This window comes from Rhizobium sp. KNZ14-9A (genome assembly GCF_056755015.1).
This window is the reverse complement of sequence record NZ_JBPGXB010000001.1, coordinates 531,714-556,851: the sequence shown is the minus strand read 5'-3', so window position 1 is coordinate 556,851 and position 25,138 is coordinate 531,714. Positions and strand designations below refer to the sequence as shown.

The 25,138-nt window shown below is 58.4% G+C and carries 25 protein-coding genes and 1 pseudogene; 13 read left to right on the top strand and 13 right to left on the bottom strand.

Annotated features, from left to right (window positions below; translation table 11 throughout):
* The first annotated feature begins 287 nt into the window (after positions 1–287).
* Both ACR9ZQ_RS02930 and ACR9ZQ_RS02925 read left to right on the top strand, forming a co-directional pair.
* The gene (locus tag ACR9ZQ_RS02930) at positions 288–725 is read left to right on the top strand and encodes a DUF2231 domain-containing protein (RefSeq protein WP_310384679.1); all 438 of its coding nucleotides are present in this window, start codon (positions 288–290) and stop codon (positions 723–725) included.
* On the top strand, positions 725–2,302 hold the full coding sequence (locus ACR9ZQ_RS02925) for a PQQ-dependent sugar dehydrogenase (RefSeq protein ID WP_481426815.1): 1,578 nt from the start codon (positions 725–727) through the stop codon (positions 2,300–2,302). Before ACR9ZQ_RS02930 ends, ACR9ZQ_RS02925 begins: the two co-directional genes overlap by 1 nt.
* Before the next feature lie 395 nt (positions 2,303–2,697).
* Here ACR9ZQ_RS02925 and ACR9ZQ_RS02920 read toward each other — a convergent pair whose 3' ends face one another.
* The 3 genes from ACR9ZQ_RS02920 to ACR9ZQ_RS02910 form a co-directional block, all read right to left on the bottom strand.
* A complete protein-coding gene (locus tag ACR9ZQ_RS02920) occupies positions 2,698–2,997 on the bottom strand; it encodes a DUF982 domain-containing protein (protein ID WP_481426814.1) in 300 nt (99 codons plus the stop codon).
* Between the two features lie 69 nt (positions 2,998–3,066).
* Positions 3,067–3,543 carry an Hsp20 family protein gene (locus ACR9ZQ_RS02915; protein WP_481426813.1) on the bottom strand — a complete coding sequence of 159 codons (477 nt, stop codon included), beginning with the start codon at positions 3,541–3,543 and terminating at the stop codon, positions 3,067–3,069.
* Between the two features lie 353 nt (positions 3,544–3,896).
* The gene (locus tag ACR9ZQ_RS02910) at positions 3,897–4,265 is read right to left on the bottom strand and encodes a response regulator (protein ID WP_310384686.1); all 369 of its coding nucleotides are present in this window, start codon (positions 4,263–4,265) and stop codon (positions 3,897–3,899) included.
* Between the two features lie 624 nt (positions 4,266–4,889).
* Between ACR9ZQ_RS02910 and ACR9ZQ_RS02905 the strand changes: the two genes are divergently transcribed.
* Positions 4,890–5,234, top strand: coding sequence for a hypothetical protein (locus ACR9ZQ_RS02905; RefSeq protein ID WP_029868648.1), 345 nt, complete (start codon positions 4,890–4,892; stop codon positions 5,232–5,234).
* Positions 5,235–5,465: 231 nt separating this feature from the next.
* Here ACR9ZQ_RS02905 and ACR9ZQ_RS02900 read toward each other — a convergent pair whose 3' ends face one another.
* The gene (locus ACR9ZQ_RS02900) at positions 5,466–6,329 is read right to left on the bottom strand and encodes an alpha/beta fold hydrolase (protein WP_481426812.1); all 864 of its coding nucleotides are present in this window, start codon (positions 6,327–6,329) and stop codon (positions 5,466–5,468) included.
* Between the two features lie 625 nt (positions 6,330–6,954).
* Positions 6,955–7,197, bottom strand: coding sequence for a hypothetical protein (locus tag ACR9ZQ_RS02895; protein WP_481426811.1), 243 nt, complete (start codon positions 7,195–7,197; stop codon positions 6,955–6,957).
* Positions 7,198–7,401: 204 nt separating this feature from the next.
* On the opposite strand from ACR9ZQ_RS02895, the gene ACR9ZQ_RS02890 reads away from it, so the two are divergent.
* Positions 7,402–8,868, top strand: a complete 1,467-nt coding sequence (locus ACR9ZQ_RS02890) for a sensor histidine kinase (RefSeq protein WP_310384749.1) — start codon at positions 7,402–7,404, stop codon at positions 8,866–8,868.
* A 670-nt stretch (positions 8,869–9,538) separates the two neighbouring features.
* On the opposite strand, the gene ACR9ZQ_RS02885 is transcribed toward ACR9ZQ_RS02890, so the two are convergent.
* Complete coding sequence (locus tag ACR9ZQ_RS02885) at positions 9,539–9,856, bottom strand: DUF982 domain-containing protein (RefSeq protein WP_481426810.1); 318 nt, start codon at positions 9,854–9,856, stop codon at positions 9,539–9,541.
* Between the two features lie 461 nt (positions 9,857–10,317).
* Here ACR9ZQ_RS02885 and ACR9ZQ_RS02880 point away from each other — a divergent pair, with 461 nt between their 5' ends.
* Positions 10,318–10,602 carry a hypothetical protein gene (locus ACR9ZQ_RS02880; RefSeq protein ID WP_029868566.1) on the top strand — a complete coding sequence of 95 codons (285 nt, stop codon included), beginning with the start codon at positions 10,318–10,320 and terminating at the stop codon, positions 10,600–10,602.
* Positions 10,603–10,817: 215 nt separating this feature from the next.
* Here ACR9ZQ_RS02880 and ACR9ZQ_RS02875 read toward each other — a convergent pair whose 3' ends face one another.
* Positions 10,818–10,964, bottom strand: coding sequence for a hypothetical protein (locus ACR9ZQ_RS02875; protein WP_310384693.1), 147 nt, complete (start codon positions 10,962–10,964; stop codon positions 10,818–10,820).
* Positions 10,965–11,460: 496 nt separating this feature from the next.
* Between ACR9ZQ_RS02875 and htpG the strand changes: the two genes are divergently transcribed.
* Both htpG and ACR9ZQ_RS02865 read left to right on the top strand, forming a co-directional pair.
* Positions 11,461–13,350: a molecular chaperone HtpG gene (gene htpG / locus ACR9ZQ_RS02870; protein ID WP_481426809.1), complete on the top strand. Its 1,890-nt coding sequence runs from the start codon at positions 11,461–11,463 to the stop codon at positions 13,348–13,350.
* Positions 13,351–13,590: 240 nt separating this feature from the next.
* A pseudogene (locus ACR9ZQ_RS02865) lies at positions 13,591–14,056 on the top strand (ATP dependent DNA ligase).
* Here the strand turns inward: ACR9ZQ_RS02865 and ACR9ZQ_RS02860 are convergent.
* The gene (locus ACR9ZQ_RS02860) at positions 13,978–14,589 is read right to left on the bottom strand and encodes a CGNR zinc finger domain-containing protein (RefSeq protein ID WP_310384698.1); all 612 of its coding nucleotides are present in this window, start codon (positions 14,587–14,589) and stop codon (positions 13,978–13,980) included. The pseudogene ACR9ZQ_RS02865 and the gene ACR9ZQ_RS02860 overlap by 79 nt on opposite strands.
* 96 nt (positions 14,590–14,685) lie before the next feature.
* Here ACR9ZQ_RS02860 and ACR9ZQ_RS02855 point away from each other — a divergent pair, with 96 nt between their 5' ends.
* The 3 genes from ACR9ZQ_RS02855 to ACR9ZQ_RS02845 all read left to right on the top strand — a co-directional run bounded on the left by ACR9ZQ_RS02855 (position 14,686) and on the right by ACR9ZQ_RS02845 (position 16,577).
* Entirely contained in the window at positions 14,686–15,630 is a 945-nt protein-coding gene (locus ACR9ZQ_RS02855) for a DMT family transporter (RefSeq protein ID WP_481426808.1), read from the top strand.
* Positions 15,631–15,790: 160 nt separating this feature from the next.
* The gene (locus ACR9ZQ_RS02850; protein ID WP_481426807.1) at positions 15,791–16,072 is read left to right on the top strand and encodes an SDR family NAD(P)-dependent oxidoreductase; all 282 of its coding nucleotides are present in this window, start codon (positions 15,791–15,793) and stop codon (positions 16,070–16,072) included.
* 316 nt (positions 16,073–16,388) lie between these two features.
* On the top strand, positions 16,389–16,577 hold the full coding sequence (locus tag ACR9ZQ_RS02845) for a hypothetical protein (protein WP_481426806.1): 189 nt from the start codon (positions 16,389–16,391) through the stop codon (positions 16,575–16,577).
* 626 nt (positions 16,578–17,203) lie between these two features.
* On the opposite strand, the gene ACR9ZQ_RS02840 is transcribed toward ACR9ZQ_RS02845, so the two are convergent.
* Positions 17,204–17,599 carry a response regulator gene (locus ACR9ZQ_RS02840; RefSeq protein ID WP_113322033.1) on the bottom strand — a complete coding sequence of 132 codons (396 nt, stop codon included), beginning with the start codon at positions 17,597–17,599 and terminating at the stop codon, positions 17,204–17,206.
* A gap of 615 nt (positions 17,600–18,214) precedes the next feature.
* Between ACR9ZQ_RS02840 and ACR9ZQ_RS02835 the strand changes: the two genes are divergently transcribed.
* A complete protein-coding gene (locus tag ACR9ZQ_RS02835; RefSeq protein ID WP_310384705.1) occupies positions 18,215–19,993 on the top strand; it encodes an adenylate/guanylate cyclase domain-containing protein in 1,779 nt (592 codons plus the stop codon).
* 152 nt (positions 19,994–20,145) lie between these two features.
* On the opposite strand, the gene ACR9ZQ_RS02830 is transcribed toward ACR9ZQ_RS02835, so the two are convergent.
* Positions 20,146–20,463: a DUF982 domain-containing protein gene (locus ACR9ZQ_RS02830; RefSeq protein ID WP_481426805.1), complete on the bottom strand. Its 318-nt coding sequence runs from the start codon at positions 20,461–20,463 to the stop codon at positions 20,146–20,148.
* A gap of 409 nt (positions 20,464–20,872) precedes the next feature.
* On the opposite strand from ACR9ZQ_RS02830, the gene ACR9ZQ_RS02825 reads away from it, so the two are divergent.
* Complete coding sequence (locus tag ACR9ZQ_RS02825; protein ID WP_113186366.1) at positions 20,873–21,055, top strand: hypothetical protein; 183 nt, start codon at positions 20,873–20,875, stop codon at positions 21,053–21,055.
* 497 nt (positions 21,056–21,552) lie between these two features.
* Here the strand turns inward: ACR9ZQ_RS02825 and ACR9ZQ_RS02820 are convergent, their stop codons facing one another.
* The 3 genes from ACR9ZQ_RS02820 to ACR9ZQ_RS02810 all read right to left on the bottom strand — a co-directional run bounded on the left by ACR9ZQ_RS02820 (position 21,553) and on the right by ACR9ZQ_RS02810 (position 23,318).
* Positions 21,553–22,401: a DUF1236 domain-containing protein gene (locus ACR9ZQ_RS02820; RefSeq protein WP_481426804.1), complete on the bottom strand. Its 849-nt coding sequence runs from the start codon at positions 22,399–22,401 to the stop codon at positions 21,553–21,555.
* Between the two features lie 121 nt (positions 22,402–22,522).
* Positions 22,523–22,918 carry a DUF1236 domain-containing protein gene (locus ACR9ZQ_RS02815; RefSeq protein WP_481426803.1) on the bottom strand — a complete coding sequence of 132 codons (396 nt, stop codon included), beginning with the start codon at positions 22,916–22,918 and terminating at the stop codon, positions 22,523–22,525.
* A 127-nt stretch (positions 22,919–23,045) separates the two neighbouring features.
* Positions 23,046–23,318 carry a BON domain-containing protein gene (locus ACR9ZQ_RS02810; protein WP_481426802.1) on the bottom strand — a complete coding sequence of 91 codons (273 nt, stop codon included), beginning with the start codon at positions 23,316–23,318 and terminating at the stop codon, positions 23,046–23,048.
* Positions 23,319–24,000: 682 nt separating this feature from the next.
* Here ACR9ZQ_RS02810 and ACR9ZQ_RS02805 point away from each other — a divergent pair.
* Positions 24,001–25,137 carry a glycosyltransferase family 4 protein gene (locus ACR9ZQ_RS02805; protein WP_481426801.1) on the top strand — a complete coding sequence of 379 codons (1,137 nt, stop codon included), beginning with the start codon at positions 24,001–24,003 and terminating at the stop codon, positions 25,135–25,137.
* Position 25,138 lies beyond the last annotated feature (1 nt).

Here is a 25,138-nt window from a genome sequence, read left to right as displayed (position 1 = left end):
TCCTATTGGCAAGGCGGCGCGCCGGCCAACTGAGACGACTCCCTGTTTTCGCAGGCAAGTTCGGCCGGTTGAAACATCGTGCTCGCGAACTCGTTTTCCACCGCAGGAAGGATTGCGCCGTGGAGCACGTTAGACCTCCGCGGTTGCTTCATCTCCTTCTTGTTCGCGTTCCGCCCTGTACTCCAACGCCGCTCGTGCCCGTTGTTGCACCAACACGTGGGGTCGGAACCATCTCCCGTCGACGTAGTTTGATAAGCATCTTAAAGCTCTCATTCTACGGAGCATCCATGGCAATATTTTCTCCGACTGATCGAGACGCAGCCGCCTATCCGATACAGTCGCTCTTTGTGCCATTTCCATTCGTGTGCTTCACGCTTGCACAAGCCACCGATATCGCCTTCTGGCAGAGCGGCAATCTGATGTGGCAGAACTTCTCCGCATGGCTGCTGCTGACGGGCCTGGTCTTCGGCGCGCTTGCGATCCTCGCCGGGTTGATGGATCTGATGCGTCCCCGCACCCGTCCGCTGCGGCCTCCCGTCCTGTCCTGTCTGCTCTACTTGATCATACTGGCGCTCGCTTTTGCCAACAGCCTTGTGCATGCCGGCGATGGCTGGACGGCAGTGGTTCCCTATGGACTGGCGCTTTCAGCTGCGACATTTCTGTTGTGCCTGATTTGCGTAGCACTGTCCGCCCGCAAATATGGCAGGCTGGCTTGGAGGATATGATGAAGAAATCCCAAATCCTCGGCGGGTCCGTTTTGACGCTATTTGTTGTGGTCGGCCCCGCAGCTTACGCCGAAAGTGGAAGATTTGACGTTTCGAAGCAGATCGGTCCAAACCCGATCCTTCCGGATCCGGCCCCATCGCTGCTTCCGCAATTGAAAGTGGCGAAGGTCGTTGGGTGGCAGGATGGCGAGGCACCGGCTGCGCCGAATGGCTTGACTGTTACAGCCTATGCAAAGGACCTGGCTAATCCCCGGACAGTCCATACCTTGCCGAACGGCGATGTGCTGGTGATTCAGTCGCGCGGACCATCTGCGGAAACGACCTCACGACCGAAGGATTTCATCCGGGGCTGGATCATGTCGATGGCCCATGGGAACATGGGCGAGCAGAAAGAAAGCAACATCATCACATTGCTGCGTGACACGAACCGCGATGGGACAGTGGATGAGAAGCACGAGCTTCTGACGAAACTGGATTCGCCGTTCGGGGTCGCCTGGATCGACGACACGCTCTACGTCGCTTCCACCTCCGCTATTCTCGCCTATCCCTATAAGCTTGGGCAGAATGAGATCACCAGCCGGCCAAAGGTCCTGACCCCACTGCCCGGGGGTCCGATAAACCACCATTGGACAAAAGATCTGGCGCTCAGCCCGGATGGGAAGCTGCTCTATGTCTCGGTCGGCTCGAATTCCAACATTGTCGAGAACGGGCTTGAGGCGGAAAAAGGCCGCGCAGCGATCTGGCAGGTCGATCGCCAGACCGGTGCCGCGCGCGTTTTCGCATCGGGTCTGCGCAATCCGAATGGGCTCGCCTTCAACCCTGAGACGGGGATGCTCTGGACGGTGGTCAACGAACGCGACGAACTCGGGCCGAACCTCGTTCCTGATTACATGACATCGGTGAGGGAAGGTGGTTTCTACGGGTGGCCCTGGAGCTACTATGGCAATCACGTCGATGCGCGCGTGCATCCGCAACGTCCCGATCTGGTCGAAAGGGCGATCCCACCCGATTATGGCTTGTCGAGCCATGTCGCAGCGCTCGGTCTGACTTTTTCGATGAACTCCGCGCTTCCAACCGCATACGCCAACGGCGCCTTCGTTGGCGAGCACGGCAGTTGGAACCGCGACAGCTTCAACGGCTACAAGGTGGTGTACGTGCCATTCGAGCATGGCAAGCCATCCGGCAAAGCGCAGGATGTCGTCACGGGCTTTATCCAAGGCGATCAGGCGAAAGGACGCCCGGTCGGCCTGGGGATCGACGGTACGGGTGCGCTCCTTATTGCTGATGATGCCGGCAATATGGTCTGGCGCGTTGCTTCCTCTGACGGCAAGGTCACGCCCCAGCCAATCGGCACGGACCAGGTTTTGGGAAACACGCAAGCCTCGACGGATACCAAGGTCGATCGGACTATCGACGTGGACCCGGGTATCGGAGAGGACACGACGGGTTCGACTGCACAACCCGAGGCGCCGACGGCCTCTAACAACGAGCATCCGACCGACCTGAAATCAGATGCCGGACAATCGGACAGGTCCGCACCTTCGCAAATGCAGGTCGCCCCGGCAGCCGGTCCCTAGGCAAGTCGCAATCCTGACTTGCTGTCGAAGACGCGGTACGTTCGGCGGGGTCTGATGGCGTGCGGTCAGCCAATTTGAAGCGCGGTGTCTATCCAACGACGATGGAGACACGGGTATCCATCTCCGACACCGGCGACATTGCCGAAGTCACAGCACAACTGATCGAATTCGTCGTAGCCAAGTCGCCGGCACGCAGGAACATGCCTGAGCGGCGGCTTCGAAAGGCCGACGCTCAGACAGCGAGAATTGTCCGCTTGTCCTCGACGAAAAGGTCGGATGCCATTACTACCTCGCCTGGCGGCCGAAACGGGCCTTCTTTTCGCGCCAGAACGGATGTTGCAGTCACGATCCCACTCGCTGGCATGCGCCAAGGTACTGTCACCCATCGGTCGACATCAACGCACGTGCGGATCACTGTCGCACTGGATCTGGGACGCGACAATGGGGTCGGTTTCCGGCGCCAACATATCATGTTTTTCGGCAAAGGCGGCAAACAGGCCGCGCGCGGTCTCTGCTTCTGTCTCGCCTCGGAGCGCGGAACTGCAGGCCTTGAATGCAACGGAATGCGCAGTGTCCCTCAACGACACCGGCCATTCGACGAGATGCCGGTAGGCGTCCATCACACCGCGAACCTCAGCCGGAAATCCGAGGCCGACAAGAATGCACACAGGCTTTTTGAACATATCGGGTTTCATGATCCCCTCCTTCCCAACCTGGAACGTCCTGAGGGCGCCGTCACAGCGGCGCCCTCCTCGCAGGAAGCGTTAGGCAACCTTCTGCGCTTCGATCTGCGCCGGAGCGGCCGCTTGCGCCAATGCGGATTCGGCCTCGATAGAGATCTTGCGCGGCTTCAGTGCCTCGGGGATCTCGCGAACAAGATCGATCGACAAGAGACCGTTTCTCAGATTAGCGCCGCTTACCCGCACGTGATCGGCAAGCTCGAAACGGTGTTCGAACGGTCGGCCGGCGATGCCGCGATGGAGGTAGTCTTCGTTTGCTGCTTCCTGCTTCTTGCCGGTCACGGTCAGAAGGTTTGACTGGAAGGTGACATCGAGATCCTCCTGGACAAAACCTGCCACGGCGATCGAGATGCGGTAATGGTCGTCACCGGTCTTGACGATGTCATAGGGCGGCCAGTCGCTGATCGAGCGGGCACGCTGGGCGTTTTCGAGAAGATTGAAGACCCGGTCGAAGCCAACGCTCGAGCGGAAGAGGGGTGCATAGTCGTAAGATGCTGCCATAGCCATATCCTCCTTGAAGAAACATGGGTACAGATGCCGGACGCTATTTCTTCCAGCGGAGCCAGCCCATCATTAGCGGCGGCCGAGGTTGAGTTGGTTTTTCACGATTTCCGTTTCAAGAGCTGTAACAGAAAAATATGCCTGTTTTCGCCTCCGCCCGCCGACCCAATCCGACTCGTGAATTCCGGGGCTCTGAGACGGCGTATAAGTGCTCGCATCAAGTGCCGATCGACTTTTCTTGGACGAACACGGTCCTACGAGCCTTTTAAACGAGGATGGATGCAGCATCGACCGTCTTATTGGACGCAGCTTCGACGATCCAGATCGTGAGCAACTAAATCCGGCGGATCGTTCTATGTCGTCTGCCCAGACCGATCCTGAAGCATTTGTTCGCGAGCGCTTTTTGCCGCCAGGGATAACGCCTTCCTTATTCTTTCGGGGCTGATGGGGGCCCCTCCTTTCGCGTCTTCGAAGATGTCAGGATCAGCACATAGATAGGCGACGCCCAGTCCGAATCCAGCAAACAGCGCGCGTGCGATGGAGGGGCCAGTAAGGCCGTCACCAAGCCGAACGTCGATGATCGCGGCATCCGCCTCCGGTCCAAGCTCTATCGCTTCGGAAGTGTTTGTCGCAATACCGGCGATTTCAAATCCTTCGGCGATCGCGATACCCTCGATCGCGAGAGCAAGTGCCGGTTCCTTTTCGACGATGAGTAGACGCATGGTTCCTCTCCAAGGCAGTTCGACACGCTTCACAGCCGTCGCCACCAGGGCGTGGTGATCGGTAAGGCAAAGCTCACAGTTTTGAGATCTCGTAGATCATTCTCTCACCAAGTTCGGTGATTGCCTCTTGGCGCCGCCACACACTAAACACCCCGATTCCTTTAGCTGTTCCTCGTATAAGACTTCAGTCCGGGGGTATCCCGGACCAAGGTACCCGGGTACTGAGCACCCGGCCGCAACAATGAAATTTCCCTGCCTGCCGCTGGCCAGGATGCGGACCGCGGACTGGCAGCCGGTGGAACGATGTCCTTCACGGGACGATGAATGAAGTGAGGCCGCTATGGAACTTGTACCGATCGGGCTTACCGACCAAGACGCGTCTTAAATTGTTCTACTTCATTCTACTGACCCCCTAATGGGAGGGGCAAAGACGCGATCCCGAAGAGAAGCGAGGCCCGTGAACGATGTCGGATACCGCTGAAAGCGGAAGGCTCGATAGCGCTTGACCTCAACACGCCGAATAGGAGGTTCCATAAATCTTTCGTGACCTGCCGCATTGGAACATGTGCCATCAGCCGTTGTTTAGCTGCCGTGAGAGAAACGATGACCCTGAAGGACAAGATAATGCGTATGAAACTCGTAGCTGCGTCACTGCTCGCCCTCGGCATGGCAACATCCCTGTCCTATGCTCAGTCCAACCCGACGCCGAATAATATGGCAGGCGATAAGACCATGGGTGAAGACGCTGGCGGCGGCGCAAATGGCGACATGCAGAACAACACAGGGACAGGCCCTGTCGTAATCGACCCCGGCTCAACGAATAGCACTGTCGGCGGCCCCATGAACTCAACGGGCGCCGTCAACCGCGCAAACTGTCCTGCCCGAGCTGCTCCTGGCACAGTCGATACCCAGGCAGGCAATAGCGGTGCGTCGGTAAGCGACGCTTGCCCGGACACCGACGGCCAGTGACATCCGGCCAAATGGCCTGATGACTTGTTAGTGGTCGCAAAGTTCATGGCCCGCCGATCGACGGCGGGCTTTGCTGTCAGGTCTCCAAGCACCATCCGAACTCCAACTACCGGGTTCATGCGATCGAAGGCCGATCGGGAACATGTTGACGAAAAGGCGTCTATTGACCGTCGTTTGGCCGATCAGGCGGACCGCACTGGGCTTCAGCTGAAATACCAACCTGACAGAAGTTTATTCTGAAAGAAACGTGGCGACCGCCCTTGCAAGATCGACGGGGTTCTCCTCGGCCACGTGATGACCGCTTTCGATACCGAAACCACGGACGTCGGTCGCCCAGTCCCGCCAGATCGCAACGGGGTCGCCGTAAATCTTTGCAAGATCGTCCCGAGCCGACCACAGGCACAGCATCGGACAGATAACTTTGCGACCTGCGTCGCGATCTGCTTTATCGTGGAGATGGTCAATGCAAATCCCGGCGCGATAGTCCTCCATCATGCCGTGAACGACCTCCGGCCGATGAATCGCTTTGCGTAGATCCTCGTAGGCTTCTTCACCCATCAGGTCTGGCGAAAGACTATCGTACCATGCTTCGGGATCGGCCAGGATCACTCTCTCGGGCTTCTCTGGCTGGGCGAAGAAAAACCAGTGGTACCAGTCTCTGGCGAACTTCCAATCTGCTCGCTCGAGGTGTTCGAGAACCGGAATGCAATCGACGACAATTAGCTTTCGAACTACTTCCGGATGGTTCATAGCCATGCGGAACGCCGTGAGACTGCCTCGATCGTGGCCAAGAGCGAAGAACTCGTTGTGGCCCAATCGTCTCATGAGTTCTACCAGAGCAATCGCCTTCTCTGCCTTCGAGGAGTGCCGGCTGTCAGCAGCGTCCGGTGGCACATATGAGCGGCCGAACCCGGGAACGTCGGGACATATGACGGTAAACGATGACGACAAAAGATCGGCGACCCTCCCCCATGTCATGTGCGTGCGTGGATGGCCGTGCAGGAGAACGATGGCAGGACCGCTCCCACCAACACGCAGACGGATAGGACCGGCACCGACATGGACGGTCATGAGCTGGAAATCTCGAAATGCCATTTGCCCCCTCCAGCGTTGGTGATGAAGTCGGCCTTCCAGCGGCCTCGAGGACTGTGGCCTTCGGCTAGATCACCACCTTCACATCCATCGTCTGCCGCCGATCCAAAGCCAGTGCCGCCGTTGTTCTGGCGGCTAGGGTCCAGTGAATACGCATGACCGATCGGCAGTTTCCATCAAGGTGTCGGCGGCTGCGTCGCTCGTTGAAAATAGCGCCGATCGCGCATCGGACAATACGAGCCCAAACGACTGATGGGCCGAGGAGAATAGCACCAGTGATCGGCCCCATGATCGACGGCTGCCCGATCCCAACCATCGCCTCGCCAAACAGCCGACCGATTACAACAAGGATGATGATCTCAGGAACAATGCGTCAGATAGGCCGGCAGGACGGAGCCTGCGACAAGCAATAGAGGCCAGTTATGCTGGGTAATACAGGAAACCAGTCGGATCATTGATACTCTTCTCCTGCCAGCCTTTCACGCGACCTCTGACCCGCAGGTTAGAGTAGTCGCTACAGTTTAACAATTTTCGGAAAAACCTGGGGAGGATGAGCAGCAAGGGCTCCGCATCGACAGCCCGTCAACGGCATTCAATCCGTCCATGGAACCGGGAGGTCGATATCGGTTCATTCGGCCGCCCCCAGCAGAAGGATCGCCTCGTCCGCATTTACGGGCTTCAGGCCTTCAAACCAGGCCGCAATGACTGTGCTGAGGCAGTCTTCCGGATCCCGAAGCCGCCGGCTGTCATATGCCGGTTGGGATGCGGGATCGTCGCCTCGAAAGATTTCGTTCAATCCCAATAGTCCGCTGCTGACGAGGCGATCTTTGTTCGGTGCGAGCCTCCTTGGGTCTCGCTTGATATCCTGCATGCAATGGTGATCGTTGTTTTAGGAGATCTGACCTAGTGCTGCTCTTTACCGTTTCCAGTGGCCGCGCGCGAAATTTTTCCCAATTTCATCTTGGACTTACAATCGCGCCCATCGATATGCAGACGAGCCGGTTTTGGACCTTTTCTGCCGTTGACTTGCTGCTCGCGAACTTTCAAAAGTGACACAAAGACCGAGGCGACTTTTATGCGCGAAAATAATCCTGCCGTGTCCAACAAGGGCGAACTGGCCGCGATCATTCGCGATTGCGACTGGGCAGGCACCGCCCTTGGACCGATATCGTCCTGGCCGATCCAGCTCAGATGCGCAGTCGATATCGCGCTTCCCTCCCGTGCTCAGATCGTCATGTTCTGCGGACCTGATTTCATCGCCATTTATAATGACGCCTACGCACCGACCATCGGGACAAAGCACCCTGCAGCGCTTGGCAGGCCGGCAAAAGAAAACTGGACGGAGCTCTGGGATGATTTGGAGCCGCTGCTGCGCAAGGTTTTGGAGACTGGCGAGACCGTTTTTGCCAAGGACAGGCCTTTTTATATCGAGAGGCATAACAGGCCTGAAACGGTCTATTTCGATATCTCCTATTCCCCTGTATCCGATGAAAACGGCAAGGTTCTCGCGGTCTTCTGTATCGTCAGCGAAACGACCGCCCGGGTCGGCTACGAGGCGACGCTCAAACGGCTCGCATCGATCATTGCTTCCTCTGAAGATGCAATTCTCGGCATCGATCTCTCTATGATGGTCACCGACTGGAACGATGGCGCCGAGAAGCTCTACGGCTATTCGTCCAGCGAAATTCTCGGTCAGCCGGTGACAGTTCTTATTCCAGACGATCGCGTAGACGAGGAGGCTCGCATCATCGCCCGCATCAGGGCCGGCGAGCGTATCGAGACCCACGAGACGATCAGGCGCCATAAGAGCGGAAAACTCTTGGAGGTCTCCCTTACGGTATCTCCGATCTATGATGCGGATGGCAGTATCGTCGGCGCCTCGAAAATCGCCAGGGATATTACCGCGCGCAAACAAGCCGAGCGGGTCCAGGAGGTTCTCATCGCCGAGTTAAACCATCGGGTCAAGAATATCCTGGCAACGGTTGCGGCCATCGCACGTCAGACATTTGCGGGCGCGCGGGATATCGAGGCAGCAAGGGCGGCTTTCGACGCAAGGCTGCAAAGCTTGGCGAGAGCCCATGATTTGCTCACCCATGGCAACTGGGGGGCCGCAAGTCTTCGACGGGTGGTCGCAGAAGCGCTGTCAGCATACTCGACGGAGCGCGTCGACATCAGTGGGCCGGATATCAGTATCTCGCCCAAAGCAGTGGTCGCGATCGCGCTCATTGTGCATGAGTTGGCCACCAATGCTGCCAAATACGGCGCCTTATCGGCCGAGTCTGGCAAAATTGCAGTCTCCTGGAAGTTGGAAGGTTCGCCCGACCCCTTCATGAGACTGCTATGGAGTGAGAGCGGTGGCCCTCCGGTTAGACCCCCCTCACGGCGTGGGTTCGGGTCGCGCTTGATCGAGGCAATGTCGTCGGGACAGCTCAACGGCCGCGCAGAACTTGCGTATGACGAGAGTGGCCTGCGTTGCCTGATCAGCGCACCTCTGGATGTAGAATGGAGAGATTCTGACCACGAGGTTGCGGACTCGGCCTAACGAGGCGCCTTGGTCGGCCAGCGCAACACTGCGCCGAACTCACGATCTCGGGGAATGTTCGAGCGGCGCATTCCGCTCAGGCTCGAGCCCAACGAAGAACAGGTCGATGCCCGTTTCAAAACGGAGTTCTAACCGGTGGCCTTGGCGAAAAGAGAAGGCGCAGTCGCAGATCAAGCGAATCGCTATCACGGGCTGATCCACCCAACTAGACTCCTGGCGGCTTGGCCTGCGCTGGCCGTCAGTCTCTCGCCAACAGGCCGTAACTGGGTATTCCAGGGCGAGGTGGTATGCCCGCGGTGATCCGTCCGGGGCGATACCGCGGAGAGGTCTCCAAATGGATCTGTCGGCAAGGGGACAGATCATTCGTCTTGACGACGATACGCACCGTCCTGAACGACGACAAATTCGACGCTTCAGGATCTCGCACCGTCATTGGGGTGTTCTTGGTTTGCGGGCAAATTTCACTCAGGAAAAGGTGAAGGCGTAGCGGCGGGACGTGAACCTTGCCGCGCTGGCCATTCCTAGCGGATCGAAGCTGGCAACGTCGACGTATTAGCTTCGGCTTTGAAAGAGGCGCGTGAGGGCGCCTCTCGCGCATCTAAATCCCCGCTGTCGCCGCGCGAGCCCGAATCGCCAAGCATCGTTGCGGCCGCCAGCATCCTCCCCGGCGTTATCTGCTTGAAAAAGCCAGATGAGGAAGCCGCCGGGGAAACACCGTGGATTTCCCGTCCGGTCCCGCCGCTACGGTGGGCATGCCGGCTTCAAGGCATGCGCCAACGAATGCGTCGCGAGCAAGCACAGCGGGTATCGCGCCACTCAGCGCTCCCCGGCACAACTTAACTGCCCGGTCATGTCGCTGGCCGTAACGGAATGGCCATTCGTTTTCTAGGAAATCCAAGGCATCGTATGTGCCTGCAAATGTGCGGTCCAAACCACACTGAAGCCGGATCCTGACCGGCCGACTCCATGGAACATCGTTCAGCGGCATCTTGTCCTCCTTACAAGCCACCAATGATCCTGACGATAAGATATTGTGAAGGGTCTACGAGCGTTCAAGAGGTAACAGAGGCGCACGGCTCGGCGTGGCCGACAAGGCCGACAACCACGAAGCCAACGATGAGCAGCATCGTCAATTTCGCGAATTTTATCCATTAACAATATCGCGACGATCCCACCCCGCGGCTGAGTGACGGCTCATTTTGACCGGTTTGCGCTCCTGCTCGTTACGACGTTATCTGGTCATCGCTTCGGCGTCGACATCCCCGTCACCGTCCAAATGCCCGTCGTCGCCTCATGCTGCGAAACACGACGACCTCGTCCCTAGGATGAAGAACATCCCGGGCGACAGCTGCAACTGCAGGCCGTCGGCACTCAGCTACCGGTCGTCCCATCGCTGGAACAAAAAGAGCGCCACATGCTTTTCTCTCTGCAACAAATGGAGGATGCACCATGGTATTTACACCGAATGATCCCCTCGGCCGCCCCGACCGGGATGCTGACCTGCGAACAACCCCGATCGACCGCCGCCGCAGCGGACCCTGGGCTTTCATCATCTTGATAGCATTCATCGCCATCGCAGGATTTGCATATTACAACTACGGGACGCCGGGCACTGATCCGCAAACGACCGCGTCCACCAATCAGGCAGAGCCGACGGCCGTCCCCGCCCCGGCGACACCGGTTGCGCCGACGGGGGGCAATGCCCCAAACGCACCGACGACGCCTAGCAGGTAGCGGCCAGCAATAGTGGATGAAGCCCGCTAATCCACGAAGCCGGAAAAATGAGCCCGACATGATTGTCGGGCTCCGAGTAGGCAGTGAGAAGCTGGCGCAGTCCACCGATCACAGTTGCGCTCCACTCTCCGGGCCAGGGCATCCACGGCGCAGGATCGTGATTTCGCGACAATCCAGCTGGGCGGCGCCATGAATAGCGACCGTGAAGCCGCGGATCAGGGGAATGGAGTTTCCAACGATGCGGCAAACTCCGGATAGAGGCTTTCACGCAAGCGCTCGAGGTGATTGATACGTGTCTGTTCGCGGAGCATGGTGTCCCCCGTCGTATCGCACCAGCCACCCTGAAGATTGTCAGTCGTCATTATCCGGCCACCGGAGACAATGAATTCGCAAAGCCGTCGAGCGGCGCAAAAAGTTGCGCGGACACGCCTACACGCTTGCTGAATTTCAGCAGAAATACGAGCTTGCTTGCCCGGAGGCCAAGTACTTGTTTGCCAAATTCGGGCCGTCTTCTATCGATTTGGACCTGTTGATGTCGGCAAAAAGGCGCACTCCGACCATACATTCGATAACGGATGAGATCAGCCTCTAGATCTCCGACCTCGCGTTATCGCGTTCTCGTCGGGCGAGCAAAATATGCAACCACGACAAAGCGCGGATGGGGGACCGTTTCGTGGCAATGGTGTCGCCGGCGGCGCATAGGCGATCGTAGAACCGGCAGCGTTATCACGACCAGACGTCCTTGAGCGGGACAATCGCCGCGCATGTCGGGCTGATCGCCGATCCTCCCCTTGAAATTCGCGCATGACTTTGCCAACTCATCGACGCCGTTTTCAATATGAAGGAGTAGCCGCACACATGCCGACCGCCGCAGAAACGCCCGCTGAGAGCCATGTCTTTGAGGCCGACGTCGCCCGCCTTCTGCATATGATGGTGCACTCGGTCTATTCGGACAAGAACGTCTTCCTGCGCGAGCTGATTTCGAACGCCGCCGACGCCTGCGAAAAGTTGCGATACGAGTCGATCGAAACGCCGTCGCTTTCCGGATCCGATCCCGAGAGCCGCATTGTTCTGTCGCTCGATGAGGAGCATCGACAGCTATGCGTGGAGGACAACGGGATCGGGATGAGCCGGGAAGAGCTGGTTGAAGCGCTCGGAACCATCGCCCGGTCGGGTACGCGGGCCTTCATGGAACAGCTTGAAGCCGGCAAAGTGGCCGAAGGCGCTCAATTGATCGGCCAGTTCGGCGTTGGCTTCTATTCCTGTTTTATGGTAGCCGAGCGCGTCGACGTCGTCTCGCGTCGGGCCGGCTCGAACGAGGCCTGGCTGTGGTCTTCCGACGGTAAAGGCAACTACAGCGTCAGCCCCGTCGATGTTGCGCAGGCGCCCGCACGCGGCACTCGTATTCTCCTTCATCTGATGGAGGAGGCGAAGAAATATACGTCCCGGCGGACCATCGAGCAGATTGTCAAGGAGCAGTCGGGCCACGTGCCGGTCGCAATCAGCATTGTCGACAAGCCCGGCGGCGAAGCGCAACGGATCACCGATGGCAGCGCACTCTGGACGAAATCGAAAAACGACGTCAGTCAGGATGAGTATCGTGATTTTTATCGCGGAATCTCCGGCCAATATGACGATCCGGCGCTGACCGTGCACTTCCGTGCAGAAGGCCGACATGAATATTCCGCTCTTGCTTTCGTTCCCGGCTCGCAGCCCTTCGACATGTTCGATCCTGACCGCAAGGGCCGAATGAAACTCTACGTCAAGCGCGTGTTCATTACCGACGATGCCGAACTCCTGCCCCGCTACCTTCGTTTCGTGCGCGGCCTTGTCGACACATCCGACCTACCCCTCAACGTCTCGCGCGAGATGATCCAAGAGAGCCCTGTCCTGTCCTCGATAAAAAAGGGTGTCGCTAACAGGGTCATCACGGCGATCGAAAAACTTGCCGAAAGCCAAGGGGATACCTTCCTCACGCTTTGGGAGAATTTCGGCGCCGTATTGAAGGAGGGCATCTACGAAGATTTCGAGCGGCGTGCCCAGCTTCTGGCCTTGTCACGCTTCCGCACCACTGCTTCCTCGGATGGATATCGCTCACTTGCCGATTATGTGCGGGACGCCAAGGATGGACAGAGCGCCATTTATTATCTTGCCGGCGTCAGCCTGGAACAGTTGAAGGCATCGCCGCAGCTGGAGGGTTTCCGCGCGCGAGGCGTCGAAGTGCTACTGCTGACGGACTCGATCGACAGTTTCTGGGTCATGAACGCGCCGGAATTCGAAGGAAAGACGTTCAAGTCGATTACGCAGGGCGCCGCGGATCTGTCGCAATTTCCCGCGCTCGACGACGAAAAGGCCCCACCACCGGAGACGGCCGCCGGTGCCCAGACCTTCATTGCCTTTGTCAAGGACAGGCTTGCCGACCAGGTTGCCGATGTCAGGGCGTCAATTCGCCTGACGGAAAGCGCGGTCTGCCTCGTCGCCTCCGACGAAGGTTACGACCGGCAGATGGAGAAGATCCTGCAGAGCGCCGGTCGCCTCCAGGATACTGCCAAGCCGATCCTGGAAATCAACCCGAACCACGCGATGATCAAGGCAATCGCCGACCTGGAGGATCATTCGCCGCTGAAAGGCGACGCGGCGCAGCTGCTGCTCGACCAGGCCCGCATTCTCGATGGCGATAAGCCGACAGATCCTCGTGCCTTTGCCGAACGTCTCGGGCGTCTTTTCGAGAAAGCGGCGCGCCTCTGAATCCTCGGCGCTCTCTTGGCCGCCACTTCTGGGTTGGCGCGGGCAGTTGTCGCTCGCGCCCGACGGCGCCGGTGGCGCGATCCAGCCGTCGGTGGAAGTTGCGGGCGATGGAACCACGCTGCTGGAGAATGCGTGCGCAATCGGGCTGGAAGGTATCATCGCCAAGCGCCGCGACAGTACCTACCGCTTGGGCCGCAACGGCGATTGCCTGAAGTTAAGTGCGTGCAAAGTGAGAGCTTCATGGTCATCGGTTGCGAGCAATGCAAATTGGCGCGCAGCGGCATCGGAAGCCTGCTCCTTGCCGGCCGCGGCGGTTCCGCTTGGGTCTCCGTCGGCTCCGTCGGAACTGGGTTCAAAGAAAAGGATTCGGCATATCTCAGGCGACCCTCGACAAACTCAGGACAAAAACCCAGTCCTGCCACTCAAAGGCAAGGACCTGGTCTTCGCGCAGCCGACGCTCATTGCCGAGATCGAGTTGCGCGGCTGGACCGGCGACGCGATTTTGCGCCACGCATCCTATAAAGGCTTGCGGGAGGATCAGGATAACCGCGGTCTTCGACATCGGCAAATGATCTGGCGACTTTGTGGTTGTGCAGCCGAAAAGGCATCTGCTCTGCCTGGCCTTGATCAGTCGGCCCGGGCAGCCCGAAATTTGCGCACCCTTGCGTGCGATCCGCAGGTTTTGTCCGAGCACCATCGCCGGTGACCGCCACGAGATTGATCCAGGAAGAGCCAGCCGCAATTTGGCCCCTCGCACGCGCGTATAGGACGCCGTCCCTCTCGCGAGGTCAACAGGTCAGTCGCTATCTGAGCGATACGGTTGCTGATGGCTGCCAGATCCCTGGCGTCCGCGCGATGCCACACTATTTTGCTTCCAGCGCAACCGAGTGATTGCTGCGCCAGTGCCCGGCGGGCCATGCCGTCAACAAGCTCCAGATCGTTCTGGCTGATAGAGATTACATTGGATTCCGATAGAAACAGGCGGCAGAGGGCCTCGCGCAATTCCTTCGCTTGCTCAAGCGCATTTTCAGCGTGGGAGCCCGGCTTGCCGGCTTTGGCGAGCAAGACATCGCGTTCCTTGTCGTCGATCAGATCAGCGCGACGGGCCCAAACCACGAGGTCGTCGTAGGTGTTCAGGAATTCGGGACCCCAACATTCACCACGACTATCGACTGTATTCACGAAGTCGAGCGCCGGATGACCGCCAAGAAGGCTGATGTCATGGATCGTCTTTTGCATGCTCATACCGTGAATATCGTTGCGCGGAACGATCTGGACAAGAGCGAGTTGTAACGGTGTAATTAATTTTTACCCGTTACACAGATCGGAGCCATCATGGTCACCGGCGTCAGCAAAAACCAACTACGCTTCCTGATGCTTTGCGCAATTTGGGGAAGCACCTGGATTGGAACCAAAGCCGGCATTGACGTCGTCCCGCCACTGCTTTTTGCCGGCACGCGTTTCACCGCTGCCGGCATATTGCTCCTCTTATACGCGTGGACAAGGGGCGAAAAGGCGAGCCTGAAGCTGCAAGATGGATTTCGCTTCACAGCCGTCAGCATTCTGATGATCACGCTCTGCTATGGCCCGCTATTTTGGGGCATGCAATATATCGAGTCCGGAACGGCGGCTGTTTTGGAGATGTCGCTCACCCCGATTGCGCTCCTAGTATTCGCTCTCCTGCTAAACGAAGAAAGGTTGGACAGCCGTCGGATCCTTGCGATCGCTCTTGGGGTCTCAGGGCTTATCGTTCTGTTCTGGCCCGCCTCTTCGCACAAAACCTCCCCATCCCCTGATCCCTTCCCGGGCGCCAGCCTATGGGGCGGGTTGGCGGTTGCGGCCGCTGCCTTCACCTACGGTTATGGTTCGGTGCTCGCCCGCCCACTGCTGCGAACCTATCCAGCCTTGTTCGTTGCAGGCATGACGACCTTGGTCGGAGGCATCGCACTCCTGATTTCAGCCTTGGCTTTCGAACCGGGGGCGTTATCTGCTCTCTCCGGCAATTGGGGAACCACCGCCTGGCTCGGCTGGTTCTTTCTGGTGATCTTCGGCTCGCTGATCGGCTACACGACCTTCATGCGCCTGTTGCGGGACATCGGCGCATCTCGTGCCGGCAGCTACGCTTTCGTTTCGCCGGTGATCGCTGTTGGTCTTGGCGCTGCTGTCTTCGCTGAGCAGATCACCGTCATGGATGTGATCGGAATCGTCGTGATGCTGAGCGGCGCCTATCTTGCAATGTCGGGAGTGCCGGCGACCGAGTCGGCGACCTGTGAAAGCTGAACGTAGAGTGGCGGTGGCATGCCTGAACCGAACAGACGCGTACCGGGCAAGCTTTCGCAGAAAGCCGCGATAAGGGCGTCATCGGAAGCGGCTTTGACTTAAAGCTGCGCCCATAGATAATCGATGAACCTGCGGATTTTCAGAGGAAGATAAGGGCGGGATGGATATTGCGCAGCTTACCGGCGTGATCGCCATCGAGGGCGGCGGGAGTGGGATTCGCTCCAATGCTGTCGCCCCTTGCAGGATCGAAACCGACATCATGGAAGGTGTCATCGAGGGTGACGGCCGTGCGATGCTGCCCAGCTTCGCCACCCAGCACCGCGTCGGTCGCATAGGTCAGCCGCATGAAGTAACAGAGGCGATCGCCTTCCTCGCGTCCCCCGCGTCGAGCTTTATCACGGGAGCCATCCTCATGGTCGACGGTGGAAGGACCGCGCAATAGGCATTGAACACTGGTGAGCGCTCAGCTGGAAAGCCGGAAGCCGACAATAGGCCCACATCTTACGCGCGCCATTTTGGCCGGTCCGAAAGCACTATCGAACGGGCTCGCCGCGCTATTGCGTCGAAATGCCTGAGGCGTCTCACGCGGTATGACACGGTCCGGTTTGGTCACCGATGATTTCAGTCCCTGTACTCTGACATCGCCTGCAGTGCCTGTGCCGTTGCGTCGAAGACATACGCCGCAAGACGTCTTATTTTCGAACATCCCGCGAAACCGCAGGATGGTCACGCGCGTTCTACAATCAGGAGGAACGAGCATGTCTCGCTCGAAAGACCATCGCCAGGTTCGAATGCCCGGACCGAACGAACACAACGTCGCCGAACTGTGCAAGAAGTTCGGTATTAGTGCGCTGGAAGAACGCAAGCTACGAAGGCTTTTAGGTAAGCACGCTCCCCTACATGAAATCCAAGCGAATGCGCCACCGCGGCCGCCCAGGTTCCGATAAAACGTTAGCGATCGTGCAAGGTCGCGCCGCGCAAGCTAGTCAATGCGTCTCTAACGAAGCCGGCTTTTCGTGCAAAAGCACTGCTTCCGAGACGGTCTATCCCGTCGTCAGCCAGAAGATGCCCAACGGTATCGAGGTCGAGATGACACTGAGGGCAGGAGTCGACGGCGTTCGTAGGTCGGCATCTGCATGCATCCGTGCGCCTGACGAAGCTCAGAAACAATTGCAAAGGACATGGTCGCCCCCAACGAAAAGCCGGGAAACTCCCCATCACACGGCAGGGGAAAGTGAAGGTCCTGGATTGTCAATCTGACCCGCTGCTAGGCCGGTGAAGAGGCTGACATGGCAATTCGAACCGCGACCATATGAGACGCTTGAGCAATGAGCGAAAAGGTTCCAAGCGATGAACAATACCAGATTTGACGAGAAGCGATCGCGCACCCGCTGTTACAGACCGGCAGTAGCGAGATCGCTGTTTGATTGACCACTCCCGGTGCGCAAGCTTCCGGTTAGCGCATCCAATTGGTTCCGGGGTCTCCAATCTCTGGCGCATTGATGCCCGGCTGTGTCGCTATGCCGACCGACTATAGCGCACGGGCGCGTTTGCGGATATTTATTCCAAGTCATTACATGGCGACCGGAATGCGCGTCAGCCTCGGAGGAACAGGCATCTCCCTGCCCTCTCGGACAGCTTGTGCATAGGCGACAGCCTGGCCAATGACGTGCTCGTCGTACGGCTTGGAGATCACAGCGACACCGGCGCTGCTGTCGAGAACGGCTTCCGGGTTGGCGGTCGTGAACACGACGGTGATGTCCCTCGCCCGCAGGGCCTCGGCGATCTCGGGCCCGGTGATGCCGTCTGCCAGCCGTACATCGACGAGCGCCACTGCGGCGTCATCTGCTGCCTCAAGCGCCTCGGTCTTGGTGCGCGCCGGTCCCACGACCTCGTGGCCGAGGTCGGCAAGCATTCCTTCGAGGTTTATTGCGATGAGGAATTCGTCTTCGACGATAAGGATGCGCATGTAAATTTCCGGTTCCGTTTCGCCACAAGATGGGCCTTGTCCGAGAACTAGCAACATTTTTTGGAAATCAACCTTCACGCCGGCGCGGTTCCCTGGCGGGTCATCCATTCCTCGGTCGGATCAATCGAACCAGGCTTCCAAAACCTGAAAGTCGTCTGCCGATGTCCAGCCTTCCATCATACCTCTTTCACGATCTGCGCCGATGCAGAGACCAGGCTCACTCCGCCGGTGACGCCGGGATTGGCCCTCGTTTGCGAAAGGACCTGCGCGTCAGAACCGTCGCAAGCATCCGCAAGCGTTGCCCGCTCGCACTAGCTCAGCCGATTAGATCTTGCGAACGTTCGCAGATCGGCGGGGCCGGCATGACGAGTGCTTCGCCGGCATTGTGCTCGCGAGACGGGAAGGCTGTGCATTTCGCGGTCTGCGGCCAACCCGATCCCGCCAGGCATCATCCGAAACTGAGCGTGAACGGTGCGCAACAGAGAACGACCTCCCCCTCCCGAGTATACCGTCTCTGGTCGAGATTTTTCCTCGCTTCTTCCGCCGGTCACAGATTATGCTGACAACCTTCAAGTGGTTCGCGCACGATTGTTACCATGAGCGGAGGATCGCGCCTTGCAGCGACGGCTGGCAGCTATCATCGTTGCCGATGTAGTCGGCTATTCACGGCTCGTCGAGAAGGACGAGGGCAGGACGCTTTCGACGTTGAGCCGGTTGCAGGCCACAGTGCTCCAGCCGCTGATCACCAGACATGACGGGCGCGTCGTGAAACTGATGGGCGACGGCCTGATTGCGGAATTCGCCTCGATCGTCGAGGCGGTGTCCTGTGCGATCACGATTCAGAACGCAGTGGCAGCTCAAAATAATCCATCCGATACCTCCAGCAACATCGTCTTTCGCATCGGTATCAATCTTGGCGATGTCGTTGTCGAAGGCGAGGATCTTCTAGGGGACGGAGTGAACGTCGCAGCGAGGCTGGAGCAACTCTGCCCGCCCGGCGATATATTGATCTCCGGTAGCGCATATGAACATCTCGCCGGAAAGATCGACGCGACGATCGAATATGCTGGAGAACAGCAGCTCAAGAATCTCTCGAGGCCAATCAGAACCTATCATCTGCCGCTCAGCGGATCTGCGTTCGTTTCACCCAAGGTTTCGACCTTGACCGGACCGGCGATCGCCGTTCTTCCGTTCGAGAACATGTCCGGCGATCCCGAACAGGTCTATTTCAGCGACGGAATTACGGAAGACATCATCACAGAACTCGCCCGCTTCACCGAATTGATGGTGATTGCACGAACGTCGTCTTTTGCACTTCGCGGTCGGGCGGTGGACCTGCGCGAGATCGGGCGGCTTCTCGGCGCCGGCTACGCTGTCGAGGGCAGTGTCAGGCGGGCGGGCAACCGGGTGCGGATCACCGTACAGCTCGTTGAAACAATCGGTGGGACGCATCTGTGGGCCGATCGCTACGACCGGTCCATCGAGGATATCTTCGCCACGCAGGAAGAGATTGCACAGAACATAGTTGCGATGGTGGCACAACGTGTCATCGACAATAACGAGTTGACATCGCGAAGACGCCGACCGGAAGACGTGCGGGCCTACGACCTCTTCCTGCAAGGCAACCGCCTCTCCGACGACTTCAGGCCTGGGGCACAGGAGCGCGCAGAGGCGCTGTTCGAACGCGCCGCCAGGACCGACCCGAGCTTTGCAAGAGCCCATACGGGCCTCGCTTACATCTACCTCAATCGAGCCTCCGACAGCGGCATAGGCGTCCCGAGGGAGCGCGACGAGAACCGGATTAAGGCTTTGCGCTCGGCCGAAACAGCTTTTTCTCTTGATCCGAGTGATCCGCGAGTGCAGTGCACGTTAGGCTATATATGCCTGACCTGGAGAGACTTCAAAAGAGCAGAGCACCACCTCAATCTGGCGAAGTCCATGAATTCGAATGATGCCACAATTTTGATCCTCTGGGCCTGGATGCAAGGAGCGCTCGGCCGGGCGGAACGGGGTCTGGCTGGTGCTGAGATCGCCTACCGAATGAACCCTCTTTATCCGAGTTGGTACAACTATTACAAGTCGCGCCTCCTGTTCCTTTCGGCGAGATACAGTGAAGCCGCACTTCTCCTGGAACAGAGAACGTTCGACACACCTGATAGAGAGCCGCGGGACATGGCATGGCGCGCCGCCTCTTACGCTCATCTGGATCGGATCGAGGATGCCGAAAGATGCGCAGAGGTCTTTCTCAATGCCGTCAGCGCGCGATGGTGCGGGGATAGGGCGGCAGGCCCGGCTGACTATGTGAATTGGCTTGTCGATGTTTCCTATCTCAGTGAGGATCGGGACGTTTTGCGGCTCCGCGTTGGACTGAGGCGCGCCGGCTTGCCGGCGTAGCGACAGCGCAACCGCGTCTCGGTGCTGGCGTAGGTCAGGCTCGGTACGTCGCCATTGTATGCAGACGGGCGTGTCATGGTGTCCGATCCGTTGCGACACTCGTAGAAACGCTCGCCGTATACCGAGTAAACATCAACATCACGAAGCGATCTTCACTGGCCCCGCAGAAACTGACGTGGCTCGATGCGCTCATCTCGCAAAGTCCCCTCCTGGACAAGCGAAAGGGCGGAAATGCCGGCCTCGTTCGCGGCCCGCAGAAGCGCTTGCCGAAGCTCCTCTGGGCCGGTCTTCCCAACGAGGGCATCAGCGCAAGCCTTGACCGCAATGACGTATTCCTCGCCATCGTCGAGCGGCCAATCCTGGATGAGAACGCGCGCGGCATCGGTGAGACTACGGATGATCGTTCGCGGCTTGTTGGTTTGGAAATTGAGACCAATCGGCGCAAAGGCCGAATATCTATTCGTCGTCATGCCTTCACCCGTTCCATTGAGAATGGATTCATACACCCAGGATGCCGTGGTTGTATTTCACATAGTTAAAACAGCGTTAACGTGCCGAGAGCATAACGGTTGATCGACCTCTGTGAAAAGTGCCGCGAACACGCGCGTATTGACGAAGGGTTCCTCGTCCGCCGGCTGAAACGAAAACGGCTGACGCGCCATCGCGGTCGGTTTGATAATTTGGTCGTTCCGATCAGAAAGGCGGAGCTCGAAATTAGTCACCAAGTGCCACCATGAGGAGAGACATGGGTGTTTGCTCAATTTCCTGAATTTGGGAGCCATTCCAAATCTTGAAAGGGGCCGGAACATCCTTGCGACGCGGTTGTTAGCCCCGCGAGGTCTGTGGTGACCTCGAAATCACAAACCAAGGAGGAGTCAAATGGCCAACCAAGGTGGAAGCCACGAACAGCACGTTAAAGCCGGTCAGCAAAGCCATAAAAATCAGGGTGCGAAATCCGCATCTTCTGGTTCGGAAGGCCGGCAAGACAATTCACGTGGCACTCAAGGCGGTTCGCATGAACAGCATGGAAAGGCTGGTCAGCAAAGCCGTAAGAATAGTTAAGGCTTTACCGGAAGTTCCCATAGCCCGCGCCGCCGCGCGGGCTTTTTTACGCGGCGTTAAAACGCCGATGATCCTGATGCAGGCTCGTAGTGATGCTCGTCGCGTGGGAGTGCAAAAGCTCCGGCGTCGCAATTGAAGATGAGGTCGTCAAAAGCAAGAGCACGCCGCGAGTTCATGACTGTGGCCTACCCCATCCTGAGGACGATCTGATCAATGGTACAGACCCAGGCTGACGGACTATCTATCCCTTGGCTTTTCAAACACCCGTCTTGCGTTTGGCTCCGTTCTTTCGAGCCTGGTACTCGTGGAAAAAGGATATTTGGTGCAGCGGCAAAACGGCGAGCGAATATCAGCTTGTGCAGGCTCGCAACGGGCCGGTAACGCCAATAGCTCGGGCCGGGTGTGAACGTAAGTTGGAACGCGAAGGCTGTATCTGTTCAATCCTGGAAATCCTCATACAGCACCCGGCGGCGGCATGCACCGCCGGGTGCTGCCTGCTAGGCCGAAATTATGTAGACGATCGTGAGAGCATCGGGATCGACGATAACGATCCGGCCGTCTGCAAGGAGGAAGAAGCGGTAGCCTTCGTAAGCTGGGACGATCTTCACAATACGCGGCGGCAGCCGTTCCAGGTGGACCCTCTTGGGAATCTTGGTGCCGACAGATACCGTGAAGTCGACTTCCTGAACAGGCTCGACCCGAACTTCCTTCACCACCTCTCTGATTTCGGTCTGCTGTTCGACTGTGACGTTGACGTTGGTTTTGGTGTTGTTCGTGGAGCTATTGTTGCTGACGTTCGTTTCCGTGGATTTGTTATTGGGCGTCGACGTGTTCTGGTCGGTCGACGGCTTCGACGCGTCACCGCTCTTCGTCATGGTGCCGGACGAATTGGGGCCCTGCGCGCCGCTTTGTGAGCCTGCCGGGCCAGAACCGCTGCTATCGGTTGCTCCCGCCTTGGCATCGGACTTCTGTCCGGCGGCACTGCCTTCGGAAGCGTCCTGCGAACTGGATTTTGATTTCGTTGGTGTTGACGATTTCTGTGTATCGGAGACGTCCCCCGCCTTGTGTTGCGACGGCTGGCCCTCGCCATTCGGGCACGCACCGGCGGCGTTGGGAGTACAGTCGCTACCACCCGAGACAGTTGCACCGGATTTCGACTGTTCAGTCTGCGAGCCGGACTGCGAATTTGACTTGGTGTCGGCCTGCGAACCAGAACCCGATTGCGTTTCCGCCTGCGTTTGAGACGGTGCTGTATCGCTGCCTTGTGCCGCGACAGGCAGGGTGGCCAGCGGCGACACGCTAAGTGACAATGCGGCTACGATAATGGTGAGATGATTGTCTCTCATGATTGATCTCCCTGATGGGCACAACATACCGTCTCCGCGATCTTGCGAAGTCCATGCGTGCTCTTGTTTTTCAAGAATGGACGGCAGGCGCCGCCTGAGGGTCAGGTTGGTGACTTGGATATCACTGGATGACCTGAATCACCTTCCTCGAAGAAGGCTCGACGATCACGCGCTCATCGTTGACGATCGCATAGGAGTATTTGGGTTCATCCGGGATCGGCGTTACGACAACGGTTTCTGGGAGCGGCTGGCCAACAACCACCTTCTCCTTAACGACGACGCTCGTCTTGGGAGCGGGTGCCTGCTGGACATAGGTCACGACCTTCTGCGGCGGCGGATCAATGACGCTGCCAGCCACACCGCCTACAATACCCCCGACAGCGGCGCCGACCGGACCACCGACGATTGCGCCCGTGGCGGCGCCGCCAGCAGCGCCCGTTACCGTCGAAGATTGTGCGAAGGCCGGGCCGAACGCCATCACAAGCGCGACTGCAATACCTACTGCTTTGATATACATTTGTTTTCCTCCGTTACAGCGGTCTGTTCCGCTGCGAGGCAAAACCGCAAAAGCAAGAGTGTGTTCCAGGCCAGGGACTTCAGTCCCTGTAGATTGGGACTTTGGTCTTATCGCCTGAAGGGTCAATCTATTGGTTCGGAATGCGGCTTAACATCCGGTCTTGGACATTGTGGAAGCCGACAATCATTGCAGCTATCGAAATCACTTTGTTCCGGTCAGCAGCATTCGAGATATAGCCCTCGAGGACGGCGACCGGTCCGAGCATGTGGATTGTGATGGCGCCACTGTCGATGTCTGGGTCAACTGAGAGCGCACACTGGATCGTGGCGATGGTCGACGCGGAACTATGCCCTTGCGAGCAGCACTCTTCGTGGCTGAAGCTGTCAGAACCAAATTTCATGTTTCCTCCCTGTTCCTCCCCTCAAAGGAACATCGTGTTTAACTTTGTGCTAATATGATAAAGACCGTCAGAGCCTGACAGACGGACTTAGGTCCCATCGCGCCCGCGGCGCGCTCGTAAAGGCGACCTGGCGTCAGGTTGCGACGTGCCGCGGTATCTCAGAGTGCCCTGACCAGACATCCGCCAAACAGAGGCAAACTCCCCCGGAACAATCGGCCGGGCGGGAGGTTGGGCTGTCGCTCACAAAACCATGAGACAACTCATCGCGTCAGAAAGGAAACGCCCGTGCCACAGCCCGTCTCTGCGATCGTCGTGCAGCGTCTGCTTAACCTGCTCGGCCCCCGCATCGGCACGGTCATCTGTCCCGCATTTTCCATCAGCAGTCGGTCTGGTTCGTGTCCACCGGCGTTATCGCCTGCTTGGCCAGCGGCTATGTGTGCAGTTGCTTCCCCGGCTCCCCGATGCGCTCCACTGATGCGCTGCACTGTTTCGGCGATGGTTCGGCTCCCAAGCTGCAAAAACAATCGGGGGCCGGATTCCATTTTCCTCCGGCGTGGTCAAGCGACCGAAGTTCGACCGCAAGCCTTAGCCCGCCCTCACGCCATTCGCGGCCGGTCTGTCCACCGAGCCGTTTTTCGAGCTGAAGCAATCGCCTCTACTCGCGCTGGGAGTGTATGACCACATGCGCCGTATCGTCGTCATCAGCGACTTTCAAGGCGGGAGCTGGGGTAACGGGGCCCTCCCGTCTGTCCAGGAATTTCGAGCGAAATGGATCGAGGGCGGGCGTGGGGTCTCGCCTTCACCCATCCTCAATATTGACGACGTCGAAGTTGACGGCGGCTATCTCGAGCGGCTTCCACTCGCTGCCCTAAAGGGCGGGCTCGCAGACTGCGCTGAGATTTGGACGCATTGGCGGGACCTCGATCCGCCTTCGGAATGGATCGACGATGCTCCGTCTCTCCTGCGCCGCGCGTTTCGTATGAACGGGCCGGAGGCTCCCTTCGCGTCTAACGACATGCTCGGACATATCGAGGCTTTTGGCCCTCCCGACATCCTTTGCGTGTGGGGGCTGGGCGTGAGCGAGGAGATCCTGCTCGCCTGTCGCGACAGTTTCAAAATCTACAATTCCATTGACGCCCCCGCTCTTCGAGTGCCCGTTGAGGTCAGCCGCCATTTCGATCTCGTTATTACGGGCGCGCAGTGGCAATCAGAGCTCGTGCGATCCAGGCATCCCGGTATGCGTACTATCGTCATGCCGATCGGCCCCGAATTCGCATCGGAGCTGACCTTCCACCAACTGAACCTGCCCAAGATCTACGACGTGATCTACGTCGCGGCAGCTCAGGCTTATAAACGTCACGATATCCTGTTCGACGCACTCGCCAAATTACCGCGTTCGCTCCGCGCCTTGTGCGTCTGCGGCTACGGGGAGCTTGTCGATGACCTGCGCAGCCGTGTTGACCGGCTCGGTATCACCGTCGATTTCGTCGGGCCGCCGGGCGTGCCGTTTCATGATGTCAACCGGCTGATGAACCAATCGCGGATCGGGGTCGTCTGCGGCGAAGACGACGGTGCACCTGCCATCCTCACCGAATACATGCTGGCCGGCATCCCCGTGCTTGCCAACAGCGCCCTCAGCTGTGGCCTGCAATACATCACGCCGCAGACCGGCCGAACGGCTTCGGCGGATGATTTCCACGAGGGAATTTGCGACTTGTTGAAACGGGCAGACATGCTTCGGCCACGCGCGGTCGTGCTCGCGAACTGGACCTGGCCGCACAGCATTCGACGGCTTCGCCAGCTGATCATGGACCCCTGAC

Coding starts and splice junctions, on each gene's coding strand:
- ACR9ZQ_RS02930 (WP_310384679.1), top strand. CDS start 288: ATGGCAATATTTTCTCCGACTGATCGAGACGCAGCCGCCTATCCGATA.
- ACR9ZQ_RS02925 (WP_481426815.1), top strand. CDS start 725: ATGAAGAAATCCCAAATCCTCGGCGGGTCCGTTTTGACGCTATTTGTT.
- ACR9ZQ_RS02920 (WP_481426814.1), bottom strand. CDS start 2,997: ATGAAACCCGATATGTTCAAAAAGCCTGTGTGCATTCTTGTCGGCCTC.
- ACR9ZQ_RS02915 (WP_481426813.1), bottom strand. CDS start 3,543: ATGGCAGCATCTTACGACTATGCACCCCTCTTCCGCTCGAGCGTTGGC.
- ACR9ZQ_RS02910 (WP_310384686.1), bottom strand. CDS start 4,265: ATGCGTCTACTCATCGTCGAAAAGGAACCGGCACTTGCTCTCGCGATC.
- ACR9ZQ_RS02905 (WP_029868648.1), top strand. CDS start 4,890: ATGCGTATGAAACTCGTAGCTGCGTCACTGCTCGCCCTCGGCATGGCA.
- ACR9ZQ_RS02900 (WP_481426812.1), bottom strand. CDS start 6,329: ATGGCATTTCGAGATTTCCAGCTCATGACCGTCCATGTCGGTGCCGGT.
- ACR9ZQ_RS02895 (WP_481426811.1), bottom strand. CDS start 7,197: ATGCAGGATATCAAGCGAGACCCAAGGAGGCTCGCACCGAACAAAGAT.
- ACR9ZQ_RS02890 (WP_310384749.1), top strand. CDS start 7,402: ATGCGCGAAAATAATCCTGCCGTGTCCAACAAGGGCGAACTGGCCGCG.
- ACR9ZQ_RS02885 (WP_481426810.1), bottom strand. CDS start 9,856: ATGCCGCTGAACGATGTTCCATGGAGTCGGCCGGTCAGGATCCGGCTT.
- ACR9ZQ_RS02880 (WP_029868566.1), top strand. CDS start 10,318: ATGGTATTTACACCGAATGATCCCCTCGGCCGCCCCGACCGGGATGCT.
- ACR9ZQ_RS02875 (WP_310384693.1), bottom strand. CDS start 10,964: ATGACGACTGACAATCTTCAGGGTGGCTGGTGCGATACGACGGGGGAC.
- htpG (WP_481426809.1), top strand. CDS start 11,461: ATGCCGACCGCCGCAGAAACGCCCGCTGAGAGCCATGTCTTTGAGGCC.
- ACR9ZQ_RS02860 (WP_310384698.1), bottom strand. CDS start 14,589: ATGCAAAAGACGATCCATGACATCAGCCTTCTTGGCGGTCATCCGGCG.
- ACR9ZQ_RS02855 (WP_481426808.1), top strand. CDS start 14,686: ATGGTCACCGGCGTCAGCAAAAACCAACTACGCTTCCTGATGCTTTGC.
- ACR9ZQ_RS02850 (WP_481426807.1), top strand. CDS start 15,791: ATGGATATTGCGCAGCTTACCGGCGTGATCGCCATCGAGGGCGGCGGG.
- ACR9ZQ_RS02845 (WP_481426806.1), top strand. CDS start 16,389: ATGTCTCGCTCGAAAGACCATCGCCAGGTTCGAATGCCCGGACCGAAC.
- ACR9ZQ_RS02840 (WP_113322033.1), bottom strand. CDS start 17,599: ATGCGCATCCTTATCGTCGAAGACGAATTCCTCATCGCAATAAACCTC.
- ACR9ZQ_RS02830 (WP_481426805.1), bottom strand. CDS start 20,463: ATGACGACGAATAGATATTCGGCCTTTGCGCCGATTGGTCTCAATTTC.
- ACR9ZQ_RS02825 (WP_113186366.1), top strand. CDS start 20,873: ATGGCCAACCAAGGTGGAAGCCACGAACAGCACGTTAAAGCCGGTCAG.
- ACR9ZQ_RS02820 (WP_481426804.1), bottom strand. CDS start 22,401: ATGAGAGACAATCATCTCACCATTATCGTAGCCGCATTGTCACTTAGC.
- ACR9ZQ_RS02815 (WP_481426803.1), bottom strand. CDS start 22,918: ATGTATATCAAAGCAGTAGGTATTGCAGTCGCGCTTGTGATGGCGTTC.
- ACR9ZQ_RS02810 (WP_481426802.1), bottom strand. CDS start 23,318: ATGAAATTTGGTTCTGACAGCTTCAGCCACGAAGAGTGCTGCTCGCAA.
- ACR9ZQ_RS02805 (WP_481426801.1), top strand. CDS start 24,001: ATGCGCCGTATCGTCGTCATCAGCGACTTTCAAGGCGGGAGCTGGGGT.